This is a genomic window from Paenibacillus sp. Y301 (assembly GCF_059445505.1).
Genome location: NZ_JCAIUL010000005.1, coordinates 322,655 through 339,685, shown reverse-complemented (window position 1 = coordinate 339,685; position 17,031 = coordinate 322,655). Strand labels below are relative to the sequence as shown.

At 39.7% G+C, this 17,031-nt stretch carries 18 protein-coding genes; 16 read left to right on the top strand and 2 right to left on the bottom strand.

Annotated features, from left to right (window positions below; translation table 11 throughout):
* The first annotated feature begins 447 nt into the window (after nucleotides 1–447).
* Nucleotides 448–645 carry a YwbE family protein gene (locus tag AC1D69_RS11970; RefSeq protein WP_068531721.1) on the top strand — a complete coding sequence of 66 codons (198 nt, stop codon included), beginning with the start codon at nucleotides 448–450 and terminating at the stop codon, nucleotides 643–645.
* A gap of 130 nt (nucleotides 646–775) precedes the next feature.
* Here AC1D69_RS11970 and AC1D69_RS11965 read toward each other — a convergent pair whose 3' ends face one another.
* Nucleotides 776–1,081: a hypothetical protein gene (locus AC1D69_RS11965; RefSeq protein ID WP_495456377.1), complete on the bottom strand. Its 306-nt coding sequence runs from the start codon at nucleotides 1,079–1,081 to the stop codon at nucleotides 776–778.
* A gap of 265 nt (nucleotides 1,082–1,346) precedes the next feature.
* Between AC1D69_RS11965 and AC1D69_RS11960 the strand changes: the two genes are divergently transcribed.
* The 11 genes from AC1D69_RS11960 (at nucleotide 1,347) to AC1D69_RS11910 (ending at nucleotide 11,890) form a co-directional block, all read left to right on the top strand.
* Entirely contained in the window at nucleotides 1,347–2,702 is a 1,356-nt protein-coding gene (locus tag AC1D69_RS11960) for an outer membrane protein assembly factor BamB family protein (protein ID WP_495456376.1), read from the top strand.
* Nucleotides 2,703–2,919: 217 nt separating this feature from the next.
* A complete protein-coding gene (locus AC1D69_RS11955) occupies nucleotides 2,920–3,933 on the top strand; it encodes an ABC transporter ATP-binding protein (RefSeq protein WP_495456375.1) in 1,014 nt (337 codons plus the stop codon).
* Between the two features lie 22 nt (nucleotides 3,934–3,955).
* A complete protein-coding gene (locus tag AC1D69_RS11950) occupies nucleotides 3,956–4,756 on the top strand; it encodes an ABC transporter permease (RefSeq protein ID WP_495456374.1) in 801 nt (266 codons plus the stop codon).
* Nucleotides 4,757–4,845: 89 nt separating this feature from the next.
* Nucleotides 4,846–5,619 (top strand): ABC transporter permease, encoded by a 774-nt coding sequence (locus tag AC1D69_RS11945; RefSeq protein WP_495456373.1) that lies wholly within the window; start codon nucleotides 4,846–4,848, stop codon nucleotides 5,617–5,619.
* A 68-nt stretch (nucleotides 5,620–5,687) separates the two neighbouring features.
* Entirely contained in the window at nucleotides 5,688–6,233 is a 546-nt protein-coding gene (locus tag AC1D69_RS11940) for a nucleotidyltransferase family protein (protein ID WP_495456372.1), read from the top strand.
* A gap of 172 nt (nucleotides 6,234–6,405) precedes the next feature.
* Complete coding sequence (locus tag AC1D69_RS11935; protein ID WP_495456371.1) at nucleotides 6,406–6,819, top strand: hypothetical protein; 414 nt, start codon at nucleotides 6,406–6,408, stop codon at nucleotides 6,817–6,819.
* A gap of 169 nt (nucleotides 6,820–6,988) precedes the next feature.
* Nucleotides 6,989–7,423, top strand: coding sequence for a GNAT family N-acetyltransferase (locus AC1D69_RS11930; RefSeq protein WP_495456370.1), 435 nt, complete (start codon nucleotides 6,989–6,991; stop codon nucleotides 7,421–7,423).
* A 298-nt stretch (nucleotides 7,424–7,721) separates the two neighbouring features.
* Nucleotides 7,722–9,053, top strand: coding sequence for an ABC transporter substrate-binding protein (locus tag AC1D69_RS11925; RefSeq protein ID WP_495456369.1), 1,332 nt, complete (start codon nucleotides 7,722–7,724; stop codon nucleotides 9,051–9,053).
* A gap of 68 nt (nucleotides 9,054–9,121) precedes the next feature.
* Nucleotides 9,122–10,015 (top strand): carbohydrate ABC transporter permease, encoded by an 894-nt coding sequence (locus tag AC1D69_RS11920; protein WP_495456368.1) that lies wholly within the window; start codon nucleotides 9,122–9,124, stop codon nucleotides 10,013–10,015.
* A 1-nt stretch (nucleotide 10,016) separates the two neighbouring features.
* A complete protein-coding gene (locus AC1D69_RS11915) occupies nucleotides 10,017–10,850 on the top strand; it encodes a carbohydrate ABC transporter permease (protein ID WP_495456367.1) in 834 nt (277 codons plus the stop codon).
* Nucleotides 10,851–10,924: 74 nt separating this feature from the next.
* Nucleotides 10,925–11,890: a glycoside hydrolase family 43 protein gene (locus AC1D69_RS11910; protein ID WP_495456366.1), complete on the top strand. Its 966-nt coding sequence runs from the start codon at nucleotides 10,925–10,927 to the stop codon at nucleotides 11,888–11,890.
* Nucleotides 11,891–12,006: 116 nt separating this feature from the next.
* Here the strand turns inward: AC1D69_RS11910 and AC1D69_RS11905 are convergent, their stop codons facing one another.
* Nucleotides 12,007–13,086 carry a polysaccharide deacetylase family protein gene (locus AC1D69_RS11905; protein ID WP_495456365.1) on the bottom strand — a complete coding sequence of 360 codons (1,080 nt, stop codon included), beginning with the start codon at nucleotides 13,084–13,086 and terminating at the stop codon, nucleotides 12,007–12,009.
* Between the two features lie 475 nt (nucleotides 13,087–13,561).
* On the opposite strand from AC1D69_RS11905, the gene AC1D69_RS11900 reads away from it, so the two are divergent.
* From AC1D69_RS11900 to AC1D69_RS11885, 4 genes are all read left to right on the top strand, one after another.
* On the top strand, nucleotides 13,562–14,647 hold the full coding sequence (locus AC1D69_RS11900; RefSeq protein ID WP_495456364.1) for a glycoside hydrolase family 11 protein: 1,086 nt from the start codon (nucleotides 13,562–13,564) through the stop codon (nucleotides 14,645–14,647).
* Nucleotides 14,648–14,867: 220 nt separating this feature from the next.
* Nucleotides 14,868–15,266: an extracellular solute-binding protein gene (locus AC1D69_RS11895; protein WP_495456363.1), complete on the top strand. Its 399-nt coding sequence runs from the start codon at nucleotides 14,868–14,870 to the stop codon at nucleotides 15,264–15,266.
* Nucleotides 15,218–15,592: a glycoside hydrolase family protein gene (locus AC1D69_RS11890; RefSeq protein WP_495456362.1), complete on the top strand. Its 375-nt coding sequence runs from the start codon at nucleotides 15,218–15,220 to the stop codon at nucleotides 15,590–15,592. The genes AC1D69_RS11895 and AC1D69_RS11890 overlap by 49 nt, the downstream gene beginning before the upstream one ends.
* Before the next feature lie 70 nt (nucleotides 15,593–15,662).
* The gene (locus AC1D69_RS11885) at nucleotides 15,663–16,811 is read left to right on the top strand and encodes a helix-turn-helix domain-containing protein (RefSeq protein WP_495456361.1); all 1,149 of its coding nucleotides are present in this window, start codon (nucleotides 15,663–15,665) and stop codon (nucleotides 16,809–16,811) included.
* Nucleotides 16,812–17,031: the final 220 nt, after the last annotated feature.

Genomic DNA, 17,031 nt, shown 5'->3' with positions numbered 1-17,031 from the left:
ACCGTAAACGTATCCACAGTAAACTTGGTTATTTATCGCCGGTTCGCTTTGCTGCGCTCTTTCAAAAGAAGAAGAATGCATAATAAATTTCTTAACGGAGTGTCTACTTTCTTGACGGTGGTCCAGTATTCCAGCTAATTCGTTTGTATAGAGCCAAAGTGTCGGAGAATGGATGAGTTAATGGGAGAAACTCCAGTTAGAACGTGGGAAGTTGGGCTCTCGCGGAAAAGTAACAGGAGTATTGGAGGTTGTCCTCATATGAGGTGATGTATGTTCATCAGGATATAAGATTCCACCTCTGTTTGCATAAACCAGGTAGTTACTGTATCGTTTATGATGTTGGAGTAGCAGGTCTCGTCGTATGTATCCTGATAAGCCCTGTCGCATTTGGATTGGACATACTTCAATATATAGAATGAATAAATGACGTATGGGAAGTGAATAACAATGAATGGTCAACTAAGATCAACCATATCCGCAGGACTTGAAGTAGATATCGTACTGAAACAAGATCAACCAACGGGTAAGTTAACTAGAGGAATCGTTAAAGATATTCTTACGAATTCGCCGAAGCATCCTCATGGGATTAAAGTTCGTTTAACCAGTGGACAGGTTGGACGCGTGCAACATATTATCCAGAAATAACTAGGTAACGAATGAATATTTGTGAACATAACAATTACATTGATATCCGTGAACATAACAAAGGCAGATTAGAACTTGGTTAATCAAGTTCTAATCTGCCTTTGTCTTGTGCATTAAATGTGATGAGATGCTATTGCATCATCCCAAAACGTTCTAATTGATCCCACAAATTCTCTTCTATTAATATCTCTCGCTGCTTAGGACCGAGAAGATCGAAATGTGGAAACGTCGTTCGATTATGAATATATTTAGGTGGTAAGTCATGAGCGATACACCATTCCGATAGGCGATTTACATCCGCACAGCCTACTTTTGTAACGGTATTGAAATTTGGAAATCGAGGGTCGATCCAATAATGAGTCAGGTAGGCAATTTCGCCTCTGTTTACGGCAGCTTTCCACTGTAATAGTTCTTCTCTTTTTATACCAAATGCCATATCTGCTGTTCATCCCTATCTGTTTATTACTACTCATTATACATGGGTTGTATGTAAGATTCTATTTTGTATGTTCTAAGGTTCTAAAGATTCTAAAGATTCTAAAGATTCTCAAGGGTCTAAAGCTTCTGAGGTTCTATAGGTTCTAAATGCTCTAAATTCTCTAAATTCTCCAAAGACTCAAAGCTCCCACAAACATTTGTAACTTTATGAATATTATTCGCGTTATAAGGTAGATGAATTTAAGAAAGGGTAGGTGTATTCAATGTCATCATGGCATAAAAAGTGGACCAAAACAGGTATAGTATTGCTTGCTATACTAACCGTATTTCTTAACGTATTCTCCACAAATAGTACGGTATCTGCTGATAAGGCTGTCATCTCTATACAAAACTCTGTTAATAAATTAGAGGTTCCCCTGGTGATGCCAGCTTGGACTTTTACGGTAGACAAATCAACTAGTGTAAACTCAGACATGGCTCAACAAAAGGCTGTAGCTGAAGAAGGGAAAGTGTTCGCTTTCGTTAATAAAAAGTTGATTGCTGTAAATGCGGTCACAGGTAAGAAAATATGGTCATATGGTGCCCAACTGCAACCTATAATTATCTATCATCAGGGGATACTGATCGGGTTGACTCAAGATCATAAAATCTACGCGCTCGATGCCAAGTCTGGTCAGAAAAAATGGTTATCTTCCACCACAATCATGGGTGAAGGAACTCTTATACCTCGAAATGACACATTATATGTTCTCCAGTCCCAAACAACACATTCGATTGATCTGAAGACCGGAAAATTGAATTGGTCTGCAGATGAGCTATCTTCAGTGGGAGGTTCAGGAACGGATATCATAGAATCAGATGGGGTTGTGATTCGTTCTTTTGTGGTGCAAGGGGCACTATCCTATATTCAAACGGATGGGTTTGATCAACAAACGGGTAAGAAACGATGGGAGATTTCGCATCAGAGTTTCCCTATAGCCGTGAAAGATGGACTTATGTATTCGGTTTCTTATAATTACGCATTGGATACGAATACGATGTATGAGCGTCACCATATTATGAATGTATTTAATGTGAAAACAGGTGAAAAGAAGGGTGAGCGGATTTATAAATGGAAGCTCCCAGTTGATTATTATAATCCGGGTCTGCAAGGTGGAATGAACGGATCCATGTTCGTTGACGGCAATGATCTGTATGTATTTCAAGGTAACGTCATTGCGAAGTATGATTTCGCTAATTATAAGGTAGATGGTAAGCCCGTTCAGAAATGGAATGCTCCTTCTGAGGTCAAATCCCCATTACTGACACTTCATCAAGGAAGAATGTTCTTCCGAAGTTCATCTGATGTGCTTCTATCAGGGATGAAGCTTAATGATGGCCAACAGATTGGGTGGTACGGCGACAATCCGGCGGCACAAATTGATATCTATGGGAATGGGATATACAGAGCGCAGACAGATGGAGTGTTCTATGCGTATAATCTATTAACCACAAGTTCTGTATTGAGCGTGATAACAGGTTCTAGAAACTATGGACCTACTTTAAAGACGGGACAGATGGCTATCATCCAAGCAGAGGGTAAATTAATAGGAGTGACTATTCCAACCGCATTAAAGTAAGTAAGTCATTAAATAATGTCATAATAATATGTTTTGCGAGAGGAGAGGGGACAGAAACCTCTTCTTTTTTTACGTACTTCGTACTTGTGACAAACTATCCTATTTCAAATGTGAGAACGTTTCTAATCGACAAATAACTTGGGTATTCGACAACGAGGCTATGATATATTTACGGGTGCTTCTCTACAGCATTTATACGAATTAGGAGGAACATCCATTGAGTATTATTGAAGTGAGACAATTAACTAAGTCATTCCGACAAGCTGTGAAGGAACCTGGTTTGAAAGGGGCCTTGAAACATTTAGTAGTACCAAAATACATAGATAAAATAGCTGTAAAACCGCTGGATCTTACCATAGAAGCAGGAGAATCTGTCGCCTATGTTGGACCGAACGGGGCAGGTAAATCGACAACAATTAAGATGTTAACAGGCATTCTTGTGCCGACCTCTGGCACGATTGCCGTTAATGGTATTAATCCACATAAGAAAAGAATGGAGAACGCACAGCAGATTGGAGCGGTCTTCGGTCAACGGACACAGTTATGGTGGGATATTCCGATTGTAGAATCATTCTCGTTACTTAAGGATATTTATCAAATTCCTGAAGCTACATACAAATCGAATCTGGATCAGTTCATTGAGATGCTAGGAATGAATGAGTTCATTCATTTATCCGCTAGAAAACTTTCTCTGGGTCAACGTATGCGTGCTGATCTAGCTGCTTCTCTTCTACATAATCCACCGATTCTATATTTAGATGAGCCGACGATTGGATTGGATGTATCTGTCAAACAACGAATTCGCGAGTTTATCAAGAAAATTAATCAAGAGCAAAAAACGACAGTGATGCTTACTACACATGATCTGGGTGATATCGAAGATTTATGTAAAAGATTGATTATCATCGATCAAGGATCGATCATATATGACGGTACCTTAGAACAAGTGAAACGTCACTTTGCGAAAGATCGACGTATTTTTTTCCAAGTGACATCCCCTCGTCCGTTATTATTGGCAGAAATCTCAGAAATTCCAGAATTACAACTGGACGTCCTTAGTGAGTTAGAGTTCTCCATCTCATTTGATCGATACCAGTATACCGCGAGTGATATTGTCAGTCGGGTGATGAAGCATGGGGAAATACAGGATTTCCGGATGGAAGAGTCTGATATCGAACATGTCATTAAAGCGGTCTATGATGGGAATTTGGATTTAAATCAGACGTTGTAACTGTAAGGAGGACGTTAATTTCATGGTAAATATCAAAAAATATAAAAGTATCTCGAATCGTTCTCTACAAAATGTATTAGCCTATCGAACATCCTATATCATCACGGTTGCGTCTAATTTCGTGAACTTATTGGCTATTTATTTTCTATGGCAAGGTATTTATGGCGGACGAGCTGAGCTCGGAGGATACACATGGGACCAGATGAAGACGTATTTACTCGTGACTTTTCTAGCAAACTCAATTCTTTCCTGGTACTCCGAGACATCGGTATCTGGCAAAATACTAGACGGTAGTGTCGCAGCGGATTTACTGAAACCGATTGATTTTCAAAGTGCGAGATTTGCAGAAACATTAGGATCAAGTGTACTAGAAGGCGGAATGAGTGCCATCGTTATAGGTACATTCATGTTATTTACTCCGGGTGTCACGATCCCACATTCACCGTGGGTCTGGTTATTATTTCTCGTAAGTATGTTTGCTGCAATGATCGTGAAATTCGGCATCGTTTATTTAGCAGCTTTGCTATGTTTCTGGTCAACGGGTTCAATGGGGGTCGTATTAACTCGTATTGCGGTTACCAATTTACTATCGGGTGCTTTGGTACCGTTGGCATTCTTCCCAGGCTGGTTAGAGAACTTAGCGATGTTTCTTCCCTTTCAGAGTATTATTCATACACCAACGGTGATCTTCTTACAACAAACCGATAGTTATGAGATGCTGAAGCTGATCGGAGTTCAATGTTTGTGGGGATGTTTGTTATGGATGGCAGGTAAATGGATGTGGAGTTGGGCTGTTCGTCAAGTGACCATACATGGTGGTTAATAGGATAGATTACAGTCAACGCGCATATTTAACTTTTAAATACAGGTGAGATGGGGCGAGATCAGATGCAGCTTTCACGAATTCTTTTTTTGTATAAAAGAATGTATATCCAGCAACTCAAGTCAATCTTAGAGTATAACAAGGACTTCTACATATTGATGTGTTCGGCAGCCTTGACTCAGGCACTTGGTTTTATCTTCTTATGGGTCATTTATGATCGGATCCCAGATATCAATGGTTGGCAGTTCTGGGAAGTGGCATTTATGTATGCGATGATATTTCTAACAGAAGGCATTGCATCCTTATTCTTTGAAGGAACGTGGAGGATGGGTGGGCTTGTGAACCGAGGAGAGTTGGACCGATATTTATTGCGTCCTGTCCCGGTGATTTTGCAAATTTTCTGTACGGGAATTGGTATAAACGGCATGGGGAATTTACTTATTGGAAGTGTGATTGTGTGGCAAGCGTTTAGCCATGGTAATATAGATTGGTCCGTGGCCAAAGTAGGGATTATCCTTCTGCTCATGATCACAGCGATTATCATTCGTGTATCTATTAATCTAGCAGGCAATTCAGCAGCGTTCTGGACTCGAAATGCGGGAAATGCCTTCCCATTAATGGTGCATAGCTTAGCCGATATGGCTAAGTATCCGATTACCATATTTAATCAGGGAATACGTATCTTTATTACGACGTTCATTCCTTATGCATTTATTAGCTTCTATCCTGCTACCTATATTTTTGATAAAAGTGACTGGTACGGTTGGTGGATGTTAGCACCCGTAGTAGCTGTAATTAGTGCGTTCGCGGCATATGGCATATTCCGTGTGGGACTTTCACGATATGAAAGCACAGGGAATTAGAGCGATTTTGATGGATTTATGAATGCTTGCTTAAGATCTTGAATCCTTAGGGGGGAGGACTAATATCGATGAAATATATTCAACTAGTAAAGGAAATTATGGATTGTGCACAGGTTCGTAAGGACCTCGACCTTGTTCGGGAATTGAACCTTCCACAGAGTTGTATCGCTGCAGGATATGTACGAAATCGTGTATGGGATGCTCTGCATGGGTATGAGCATGAGACACCGTTGAATGATATGGATGTGATCTATTATGACCCTACAGATCTATCCGAGGAGAGGGACAAGTTTCTTAGCTTAACGTTGATTATGAAGGATAAGAAAGAGGGTTGGTCCGTGAAGAATCAAGCACGCATGCATCTACGGAATCATGTACCTCCTTACGATTCAACAAGTGACGCTATGAGTTGTTGGCTAGAGACAGCAACGGCTGTTGGAGTGTATCTTGATGGGTTAGATCATATACAGGTTATTTCTCCATTGGGTCTGGATGATCTATTTCAATTAAAGGTAAGGCAATCTCCAAGATACTTCGATACAGCTCATTTCATGAAAAGAGTGACAGAAAAGCAATGGCTGACACAATGGCCGAATCTTACTTTATGTGAATAATGAGATAGGAAAGTCATGGTGGAAGAGGTTGAGAAATTTGCCTCTTTTTTGTTGTTTTTGAATATCATTTTCATTAACTGTTAAATGTTGTTAGAATGATTAAAGGGAATTACCTCCTATCAGCGAAACTATATTAGTGATAAGGAGCATAAAAGGAAGGGAGCCGATTGATTTGAGTAAATTCACCAGATTGTTCAAAAGTGAAAAAAAGATGGTCGAAGCAAAGCCAAGTCTTGTGGTATCTTCTTTAGAAAAAAGACATATCGCTATATACTTAGATGAGCAACCACTTGTTGTCATAACAGGAGAGACTGCAGACGCTCGTCATTTACTTTCTAAGAGAATGAAAGAGCTATGTAGGAAGAGTGGGTATACGTTCCTGGAGGATACTTCAAGAGAAGAAATGACGGTCCTTACGAAAGACAATACATACAAACTAATAGTCGATTATTATTATGAAGTTCATGAAGGGGAAGTTAAGCTTCATATGAATGAAATGGTGATATTGTTTCCGCAAAAAGATAATAAAGTAGATTTTTCAAGTGCTCATCACTTTCTAAGTTCTACCTTTTTTCATAAACTATAACATGATGAAGAACATGTACAGAGCATGTTCTTTTTTGTTTTGATTCAGACAATATATGAGAAGTTCAATCACATAAGGTGCGTCTTAGTTGATATTCTCCATCAAACCCTTTAAAGTAACGTAATGGAGCTATTGTGATTTGAACCCATTTGCTGGAGGTATACACCATATGTTAATTAACGTGAAATCATATATTCACAAACCGGAAGTAGCAGAACTACTCTCTTACGCTGTTTTTCCAGATGATAAGTCCTTAAGAACTGCGGTACAACATTATGAGGAGACGGACTCATTGAAGTTGTATGGCTTTGAGGATGAGGAGCTATTAGTTGGATTAATCGGCTTTGAGATGGATGGGGATAGAGTCCTCACGGTTCACCATTTGGCTGTCTTGCCAGAGAATAGACTGAAGGGATATGGACGGGGAATATTCTTTGAGTTAATTAAAGCTCAGAAGCCATCTCAGATGATCGCAGAAACCGATGAGGATGCCGTAGACTTTTATCGTAATATTGGATTTGTGGTTATCAGTCTAGGTGAGACATATCCGGGTGTGGAACGATTTAGATGTATTTATGATGTTGAGGACGAAGACGAAGAATAATCATAGGATAGAAGAATTAGACCGAAGGAGAGTACTCTGGATGGTCTTTTTTTTTGTTCTGATAAGCCCTTTAGTTTAGATGTTTGTAAACGATTTTTCAGATTTTTTTCTGAAAAGGGGTGGAATCATTTATAAAAACGTTAATAAGTAATTTATATTCATAAATACATGAACTAATTAATATATATGTTTTCATAAACGTTATTTTATTTTGAAAGCGAATACATCTAGCGTGACTTGAATGATTATCTAGATGGCATTACACAATGTGATATCACAATTATTAGGAGGGTTATACATGAAACAAAAGTGGTTGATTGGGGTTATGGTTATCTCCATGTTGCTGTTTCTAGCGGGTTGTGGCAAGTCATCCAATAATGCGGGTGGGAAGACTTCAGTTCTAGATGGTGGAGCAGGCGAGACGGCAACTGAGCTATCCTATTGGACATTTGTAGAGTTACATGGACAACATTTTGAAGAGATGCTTAAGAAATGGAATACAGCCAACCCAGACCGTCAGATCAAGTTGAATGTTACTGTCATGCCTTATGATGATATGCATAATAAATTGTCCATTGCTGTTCAGACGGGTGTAGGTGCACCAGATATCGCAGATATTGAGCTTGGGAAATTTCCAGATTTTTTGGCAGGAACACCGCAGTTAGAAACGTTGAACGATGTAGCTGAGCAATATAAAGAATCGGTTGTCCAATCTCAATTGGATCTGTACAGCAAAGAAGGAAAACTCTATGGATTGTCCACTCATGTAGGAGCAACCGTCGCCTTTTATAATACCGAAATATTGGAGCAAGCAGGCGTCAATTATAAGGATATTGTGACATGGGGTGATTTTAAAAAAGCAGGGATCCAAGTATATGAAAAAACCGGGAAGTACATGGGTACAGCAGATACAAGTGCAGGATGGCAGGCTTCGTTGTTGCTAGCGCAACAAGGTGTTGATTTCGTAGATGATTCTGGGAAACCGAAAGTTAATTCAGAACAAATGATTAAAGCTATGAGCATGCTGAAAGATCTGCAAGAAAACAATGTTGTATCTACAATCGCCGGTGGCCAACCGGATACGGAAGAAGCGTATGGTGAATACAATGCGGGGAATTACGTTACAGCTTTCATGCCTTTGTGGCAGATGTCGAGATATACGAATTACATGGCTGATCTGCAGGGTAAGATTGCTTTAGCACCACTTCCGGTATTTGAAAAAGGAATGCCTAGATCATATGGTGGTGGCGGAACGGGGACTGTGGTGACCAAAACAGCTAAAGACGTTAAGTTGGCAAAAGAATTTACAGCGTATGCCAAATTATCACTAGATGCCAATATCGAAATATGGAACACGCTCGGGTTCGATCCGATCAATATGAGTGTGTGGGATATGAAAGATGTTACACATAATCCTGATAATCAGTTCGTGAAATATTTTGTGAATAATCCGTTTGATGTATTAAATGAAATTCGAGATGAAATCAAGTTGATTAAGTCCACATCCGTATCACCAACGATTAATAACGTTCTTAATACAGTTACATTCAATGAAATCTTTGAAGATGGTAAAGATATTACACAATCATTAAATGATGCCCAAGCGCAGATTGAGCAAGAGTTGAAATAACAGGATTGCAAAAAAAAAAAAAGGGGCTACTCTTAATCAGGGTAGCTATATTATAAAGGAGTAAGGTGATGATAAAAAGATTCCTATACTCACAGAAGGTCGCTCCTTACGTATTTGTGTTGCCTTTTATCATTATATTCATCGTATTCTGGGTATACCCTCTAGCGAATTCATTCCAAATGAGTTTTCAAAAAGTAACACTTGGTCAAGAAGCAAGTTGGATAGGTGTAGATAACTACACCAAATTGATGGGTGACAGCATTTTTTTTAAATCGGTTTATAACAGTGCCATATATATGATCTTGACATTGGTAGTTTTAATTCCATTTCCGATGCTCTTTGCAGTACTGATTAACAATAAATTCATGTGGGGTAGGGGATTGTTCAAATCGGCTTTTTTCTTTCCGGCCCTTACTTCAGTGGTTGTAGCTGGAACGATCTTCAGATTGATGTTTGGGGAAATGGAAGGGTCGATGATCAACAATATACTAGGTATATTCGGAATTGAGCCCACGAAATTTCTGAAGGGACAGGTGACAGGATTTATTGCGTTACTGTCGCTAGCCACTTGGAGGTGGACAGGTGTTAATATGCTCTATTTTCTATCAGGATTGAAGAATATACCGGATGAATATTATGAAGCTGCTTCTATTGACGGAGCATCCGCATTCCAGAAGTTCACGAGAATAACGATGCCTTTATTGAAACCTACCACAATCTATGTGCTAACGATCAGTATCTATGCCGGTCTATCGATGTTTATCGAGAGTATGATGCTGTGGAATGGAAATAACTCTCCCAAGAATATTGGACTTACCATCGTAGGTTATTTATATCGTCAAGGGATTGAGAAGAATAACCTGGGATATGCCGCAGCTGTGGGGATTGTACTATTGGTCATTACGATGATCATTAATCTAACACAACTATCCTTTAGTGGCATGTTTAAGAAGGAGGATTAATATGAAAAAGGAGAATGTAATTCGAATAATCCTCTTCATTTTCTTTGTAATTCTTAGTGTTCTGATTCTATTACCATTTTACGCAGTTACCATATCTTCTTTTAAGCCAGGTGAAGATTTGATCCGATATGGGCTTAACTTGAAGTTTGATCTATCCGTTATGAATTTCGATAACTTTAACTATTTATTTACGGGAAATCATTCGTACTTTACATGGTTTGTTAATTCGATTGTATTAACGGTTGTACAAGTAGCCTTGACGTTGATCGTAAGTGCTACAGTAGCTTATGGGTTTGCAGCATATGACTTTAAGGGCAAGAACTTTCTATTTATATGTGTCTTGCTAATCATGATGGTTCCTTTTGAGATATTGTTATTGCCTCTTTATACTTTGACCTACAAGCTGGGGTTGATGGACAGCTATGCTGCTATTATTCTACCGGGGATTGCGAATGCGGCAACGATTTTCTTTTTCAGACAATATTTAAGAGGAATTCCTAGAGAATTGATTTCAGCCGGTAGGGTAGATGGGGCTAGTGAATATGGAATCTATATTCGGTTGATTCTGCCTATTATGAAGCCGTCCTTTGCGGCTATGGCGATTCTAAATGGAATGAATAGTTGGAATAATTTCTTGTGGCCATTTATGGTTCTGAGCAGCGATACGAAATATACACTTCCGATAGGTTTGAAGACGTTACTTACGCCGTATGGGAACAATTATGATCTGCTTATCGTAGGATCGTTTTTTTCTATTCTGCCTATCTTTATTCTATTCGTAGCTTTCCAAAAGTACTTTATCGATGGCATGACAGCAGGTGCGGTGAAAGGATAAGTTGATCTGGATTTGTATGTATAGATATGTCTCGAGTAATTAAGGTGGCGACTTGAACAAAGGAGAAATCATATATGAGTACAAATAAGAACTATATCAATCCACTAGTTGAGCAACGAGCGGATCCATGGGTATATAAGCACACAGATGGTTACTATTATTTCACGGCTTCTGTGCCGGAATATGACCGGATCGAAGTGCGGAGAGCAACAACGATTCAGGAGTTACCTGAGGCACAGCCAGTAGTCGTATGGTATAAGCATGAGTTCGGCCCAATGAGTATCAATATATGGGCACCTGAAATTCACTTTATTGATGGTAAATGGTACATATATTTCGCAGCTACTCATACAACAGAGACGAAGGATGGGGTATTCGACCATCGTATGTATGTATTGGAGAATGAATCTTTCAACCCTTTGGAAGGAACGTGGAATGAGAAGGGACAAGTGATAACAGCTTGGGAATCCTTCGCTCTGGATGCGACTTCGTTTGAACATCAAGGTATCCAGTATTTCGTATGGGCGCAGAAGGATCCAAATATTCCAGGTAACTCTAATCTCTATATTTCAAAAATGTGTAATCCCTGGACATTAACGGGACCGCAGACTATGATCTCTACCCCCGAACATGCATGGGAGAATATCGGGTACAAGGTAAATGAGGGTCCAGCTATACTGAAACGTAACGGGAGCATATTCATCAGTTTCTCGTGTAGTGCAACTGACTTTAACTACTGCATGGGACTGTTGGTAGCGAATGAAGATACTGATCTATTGAACCCCTCGTCGTGGACCAAATTGCCAGATCCCGTATTCCAGACGAGTGAAGAGAATGGACAATATGGTCCAGGCCATAACAGCTTCACAGTCAATGAGGACGGAGAAGATGTGATCATCTACCATGCTCGTAATTATAAAGAAATCATAGGTGACCCTCTTTATGATCCAAACCGCCATACCCGTGCTCAAGTCTTCCATTGGAATGAGGATGGCTTCCCGGATTTTGGGGTGCCTGTTCGAGATGGGAATGAGGAATGAAATGAGGCATTAGATACAAAATCCCGGTGGAGAAGATCCCACCGGGATTTTGTAGTAATAGAACGATTGAAACTTAAATAAACAATCGAATAATATCATTTACCGTTTCGGGGTCATTAATTGATCTCCAAATAATCAATGTAAGCATCCCATGTTCCGTCATCCGCTGTTACAACGAGCTCAATCTCTTGATTTCCAGTGCCGTGGCTAACATTGTTTAGGGAATACACCGCAGGGCTGCTCCCACCGAAGTAAAAGGTACCCTTTGTCTGTCCACCGATTTTCAAGTCGACTCTGGCCATACTGGAGTTATTCGAAGCGCCGCGGAGTGAGAAATTATGGGTGCCGTTCGCGAAATACTGTGTGTATTTTACCAAGTCGTTGTTAGCGTATAACGCAACTCCTGAGAACGGAGAGCTGATATTTCCAGTGTACTGGCCGCTTTTGGTCATACTTTCGGCTTCCTTTTTGGTACCTGTACTTGGAGGATTTGTTCCTCCGTCTCCACCTCCGTCGTCAGGAGCGACTGCCCTTCCGGTACTCGGCGAGATCTTACCAGAACAAAAGCCGCGGCTCTTGAGATTCTGAGCGATCTGTGGGATCGCTTGGAGTGTAGTCTGATACTGATCATGCATCAGAATCACATCACCGTTTTGTAGTCTACCTGCAGCGGCTACGATCTGGGCGGTGGTGGCGCCATTCCAGTCCTGGGAGTCAACGTTCCATAACACTTCGGTAAGGCCATTTTGGGCCAAGATGGACTTCAAGGTCGCATTAGTCTCGCCATAAGGCGGACGGAATAGATTCGGTGTGGTTCCACTAGCTGACTGGATCGCCTGCTGCGTTCGTGTTATTTCTGAAGTTATTTGTGAGCTGCTCAGTGTAGTCAAGTGTGGGTGTGTATAGGAGTGGTTACCAATCCACATGTTAGCACTTACTTGGGCCTGTACCAGAGACGGGTTATTCTGCGCATTTTGCCCGAGATTGAACATCGTTGCTCGCAAACCTGACTGTTTCAGCGCATTGAGTAGATTAGTCGTGTTGCTGCTATTGGGGCCATCGTCGAACGTAAGACCTACGTAACCATTTGGGCAATTGGCATCGGCAGCATTAACGATAGGCATCATTGGACTAGAGAATAATGGACATAAGAGTGCCAAGGCAGCCACCCCTTTTACTAGAATTGATTTGAACATAAAATTATACCTCCTCTTAATAAATTGCCAGTATAGTTGCTCAGGTCACTCCGTACCGATTCAACTTTCTTTACTAGATTAGGTTGTAGGCAACATCTCCTTCCGAATATTCAAATTAAAAGAGCGCTTACAATAAATAACTGCTAACTCTACCTTTTCGTTGGTGAGAATAACTTGTGCAAGGTGAACAAAGTATAAATGATGCGAATATGAAAGTAAACTTCCAATTTAAACATTTTATAGTAGTTTTTAATCTTTGTTATTTTCAACTTTTAAATACAAAGATCTATACTTTTCACTGTATAATCTTTAATTTGTTAATGGATGAATAAGGAAAAATTTGATAAATTTATATTTGTAAACGCTTACAAGTAAAGTGTTAAAAGGAGGTGATGACGTTAGCGGTTGCCTAGTACAGGCAGCACAGCATTATAGTAACACTAAATGCAATTTAATTCATAAGGAGGACTGTTTAATGAAACCAAAGAGATTGAGGTTAATGGTCGCGATTTTAACTTGTTTTGCGCTTATATTACCTGCAGTAAGCGTACAGGCGGCAACAACGATCACCAGCAATTCAGTTGGCACCCATGAGGGCTACGATTATGAATTCTGGAAGGATAGCGGTAATGGAAGTATGACTCTCAATAGTGGTGGTGCGTTCAGTGCCGATTGGAATAATATTAATAATATTTTATTCCGTAAAGGCAAGAAATTTAACGAGACGCAGACACATCAGCAAATTGGGAACATATCCATAAACTATGGTGCCAACTACCAGCCAAACGGTAATTCATATTTGACTGTCTATGGGTGGGCGGTTGATCCACTCGTAGAATATTACATCGTCGATAGCTGGGGCAGTTGGCGTCCGCCAGGAGGAACGTCGAAAGGCACTATTAATGTAGACGGGGGTACTTATGATATATATGAGACTACCCGAGTAAACCAGCCATCTATAAAAGGTACTGCAACTTTTAAACAGTACTGGAGTGTTCGGACATCGAAACGCACAAGTGGTACCATATCTGTTAGCGAACATTTTAATGCGTGGGAGAGCAGAGGAATGTCGATGGGTAAGATGTATGAAGTCGCGCTTACGGTAGAAGGTTATCAAAGTAGTGGAACTGCTAATGTATATAGTAATACTCTAACTATCGGTGGTAGCTCAGGAGGAGGAGATGGTGGTACAACTCCCCCAAGTACGAAAAAAGAAGCCGAAAGTATGACCAAAAGCGGTCAGTACACCGGAAACATCAATTCCCCGTTCTCCGGAGTAGCTTTATACGCCAACAACGACTTGGTGAAATACACGCAAAATTTTGCGAGCGGCACGCATAATTTTTCACTCCGCGGCTCTTCGAATAATTCCAATATGGCTAGAGTCGACTTGAAAATTGGTGGGCAAACGAAGGGGACCTTTTACTTCGGCGGGAGCAATCCTGCGGTATATACTCTAAACAATGTTAGTCATGGTACAGGAAATCAAGAGATTGAGCTCGTTGTAACCGCGGATGACGGAACATGGGATGCATATATTGATTATTTGGAGATCAATTAATTTCCCAGAAGAGGTAAATGATCTTTGAGTTATTGATCTGAATTCATATCGTGTTTTCAAACAAAAGTCCGGGCGGAATTTTCTCTGCTCGGACTTTTGTGGTATCCCCGCAAGAAGATATACTGACTTTTCTTAATGAATTTCTTACTTTTGTTTATGTTTATTATCACTTATCTTTCCTATAATGAAAGCGTAGTCAAAGTTGAAGGAGGGTTGGTACATGTCACACAAAAAATGGATTTCGATGTTTATGATCGTTCTAGTACTGCTAGTATCTGCTTGTTCTAATGCTGCAAACAAAACAAACAAGGAGAGCGCATCACCGTCAACTACACCTGCATCAACCACAGCTGAGAGCACTCCACCTGATGAATCGGCCAAGTCAGTAGAACTTCGTATGTCTTGGTGGGGTTCAGATGAGAGACATGAAAAAACACTAAAAGCAATCGAACTATTCGAACAGAAAAATAACGGCATTAAGATTACAAGTGAATACTCAGGATTTGATGGGTATATGGATAAGCTGAACACTCAGATTGCTGCAGGTAATGCACCCGATTGGATCGAGCAATGGGTGATCCAATCCTGTTATTCTCTGCGCAAGATGCATCATGGGTAGAACCAATTAAGGGTGGTTCTGCTTACGTTACAGACGGCCCTTACACTTATCTATGCGATAATGGTACATTGTTATTATTATGGTCTAGTTTCAGGCATGGCAGGTATGCTCAAGGAATTGCTAGTTCGGCCGCCTCTGGTAACATACTTGGACCTTGGATTCAGGAGACTGCCCCTATTTTCGAGAACGATGGTGGTCATGGTATGATCTTCCGAACGTTTGATGGGAAAATGATGTTAGCGCTACATACTCCCAACGAAACACCGAACGAGCGCCCGGTGTTTATTAAGCTAGTAGAAGAGAACGGGCGAATAAGCGTACGGTGATACACCTATGAAGATGAAGAATAATTAGAAGTAAGTCGGGTTAAAGAGCAAGAATCGTCGAGTGTTGGATATGAATTTTATAATAAGATTGGCTGGTGATTGGAGTGAATATATGGATTACTCAAAAGATGTTTCTTACGCATTAAATTATATTGAGCAGAATTTGGAAGACGATTTATCATTGAAGTCCTTATCCCAAATCTCACTTTTGTCTCAATACCATTATCATAGAATATTCTTAGCTCATATGGGTACATCAATAATGAATTATATTCGAACTAGGAGAGTTGTTAGAGCATCTTATCAGTTAATTTTATCGGATAGTACAATTACTGATGTTGCATTTAATTCAGGATTTGAATGTATAGACACATTTACAAGAGTATTTAAAAGATTGTATGGAATTACTCCTTCTGAGTATCGTACTTTTCACTTGAAAAACAATAGTTATATTCAACAGGAGGTTCTATTAATGAGTGAGCAACAAATATTTAGTAAGTTAGAGAATTGTACCTTAGAAGAAAAGAGGGAATGTTTGAATGTGCTAGAAAGGGTAATTGATTTATCTAAAAAAGCACACAAACATGGCTTGCTATCGCTAGAAAGTGAACTGAATATCGGGCAAAGTTTATTTCTGAATAAGGGATTAGAACTACTATTAGCGGGAATAAAACCTAATCAACTAAAAGAGATCTTATGGAATTATGTTAAAGTTGGTAAGTATACTTCAAAGGAAGTCCTTGAAAGAATGATAGTACTTCATGGAATACTTCTCATTCAAAAGGGAGAATATCCTTGGATAATCAGAGAACAATTAAGTTCATTTTTTGGTGAATATTTTATTGGAGAGATCGATGATTGGTATGGTATTAATGAGAACAGAAGTAATCGTATTTTGGAATTCAAAGATAAAATAGGAGGCAAGAAACCTTTTTCAGATGAAACAACGATACTTGAAAAAGAAATTAAGCATATGGATGTAAGGTCGATCCAACGTCTAGTAAGAGAATTAGACATTATTATACTAGCATTTGCGATTGAAGGGACTAGTGGAGAAGTGAAGTTGAAATTAATGAATGGCCTTTCAAAGCAGAATCAACAGATTCTACTAGAAACGTTCGAACTACTTTCAGATATTTCAATAGCACAAATCGTTGATAGTCAAAAAGAAGTATTAAAAATCATTAAAGCATTACGATTAAGCAAAGATATTAAGTGAGTTAAGACTATACATAAAACACACAAGACATTTATGGATATGGAATCGAAGAAGAAAGGGTAGCGAATTAAATTCTTAGCATTACAACTACCCGAAAGAGTATATAATATTGACGACTTACCGTGGGTACCATTCGATGATGGGACGTACCATTTTGAACTCATTGAAGGTCGGACATCTTATAACACAGTGTTTCTACTGCGGGCATTCGCTCTTGATC

Excerpts from the sequence above, each read along its gene's own strand:
- AC1D69_RS11885 (WP_495456361.1), top strand. The coding sequence starts at position 15,663 with ATGAATTTTATAATAAGATTGGCTGGTGATTGGAGTGAATATATGGAT.
- AC1D69_RS11950 (WP_495456374.1), top strand. The coding sequence starts at position 3,956 with ATGGTAAATATCAAAAAATATAAAAGTATCTCGAATCGTTCTCTACAA.
- AC1D69_RS11900 (WP_495456364.1), top strand. The coding sequence starts at position 13,562 with ATGAAACCAAAGAGATTGAGGTTAATGGTCGCGATTTTAACTTGTTTT.
- AC1D69_RS11890 (WP_495456362.1), top strand. The coding sequence starts at position 15,218 with ATGGGTGATCCAATCCTGTTATTCTCTGCGCAAGATGCATCATGGGTA.
- AC1D69_RS11940 (WP_495456372.1), top strand. The coding sequence starts at position 5,688 with ATGAAATATATTCAACTAGTAAAGGAAATTATGGATTGTGCACAGGTT.
- AC1D69_RS11970 (WP_068531721.1), top strand. The coding sequence starts at position 448 with ATGAATGGTCAACTAAGATCAACCATATCCGCAGGACTTGAAGTAGAT.
- AC1D69_RS11930 (WP_495456370.1), top strand. The coding sequence starts at position 6,989 with ATGTTAATTAACGTGAAATCATATATTCACAAACCGGAAGTAGCAGAA.
- AC1D69_RS11925 (WP_495456369.1), top strand. The coding sequence starts at position 7,722 with ATGAAACAAAAGTGGTTGATTGGGGTTATGGTTATCTCCATGTTGCTG.
- AC1D69_RS11920 (WP_495456368.1), top strand. The coding sequence starts at position 9,122 with ATGATAAAAAGATTCCTATACTCACAGAAGGTCGCTCCTTACGTATTT.
- AC1D69_RS11965 (WP_495456377.1), bottom strand. The coding sequence starts at position 1,081 with ATGGCATTTGGTATAAAAAGAGAAGAACTATTACAGTGGAAAGCTGCC.
- AC1D69_RS11960 (WP_495456376.1), top strand. The coding sequence starts at position 1,347 with ATGTCATCATGGCATAAAAAGTGGACCAAAACAGGTATAGTATTGCTT.
- AC1D69_RS11910 (WP_495456366.1), top strand. The coding sequence starts at position 10,925 with ATGAGTACAAATAAGAACTATATCAATCCACTAGTTGAGCAACGAGCG.
- AC1D69_RS11915 (WP_495456367.1), top strand. The coding sequence starts at position 10,017 with ATGAAAAAGGAGAATGTAATTCGAATAATCCTCTTCATTTTCTTTGTA.
- AC1D69_RS11895 (WP_495456363.1), top strand. The coding sequence starts at position 14,868 with ATGTCACACAAAAAATGGATTTCGATGTTTATGATCGTTCTAGTACTG.
- AC1D69_RS11905 (WP_495456365.1), bottom strand. The coding sequence starts at position 13,086 with ATGTTCAAATCAATTCTAGTAAAAGGGGTGGCTGCCTTGGCACTCTTA.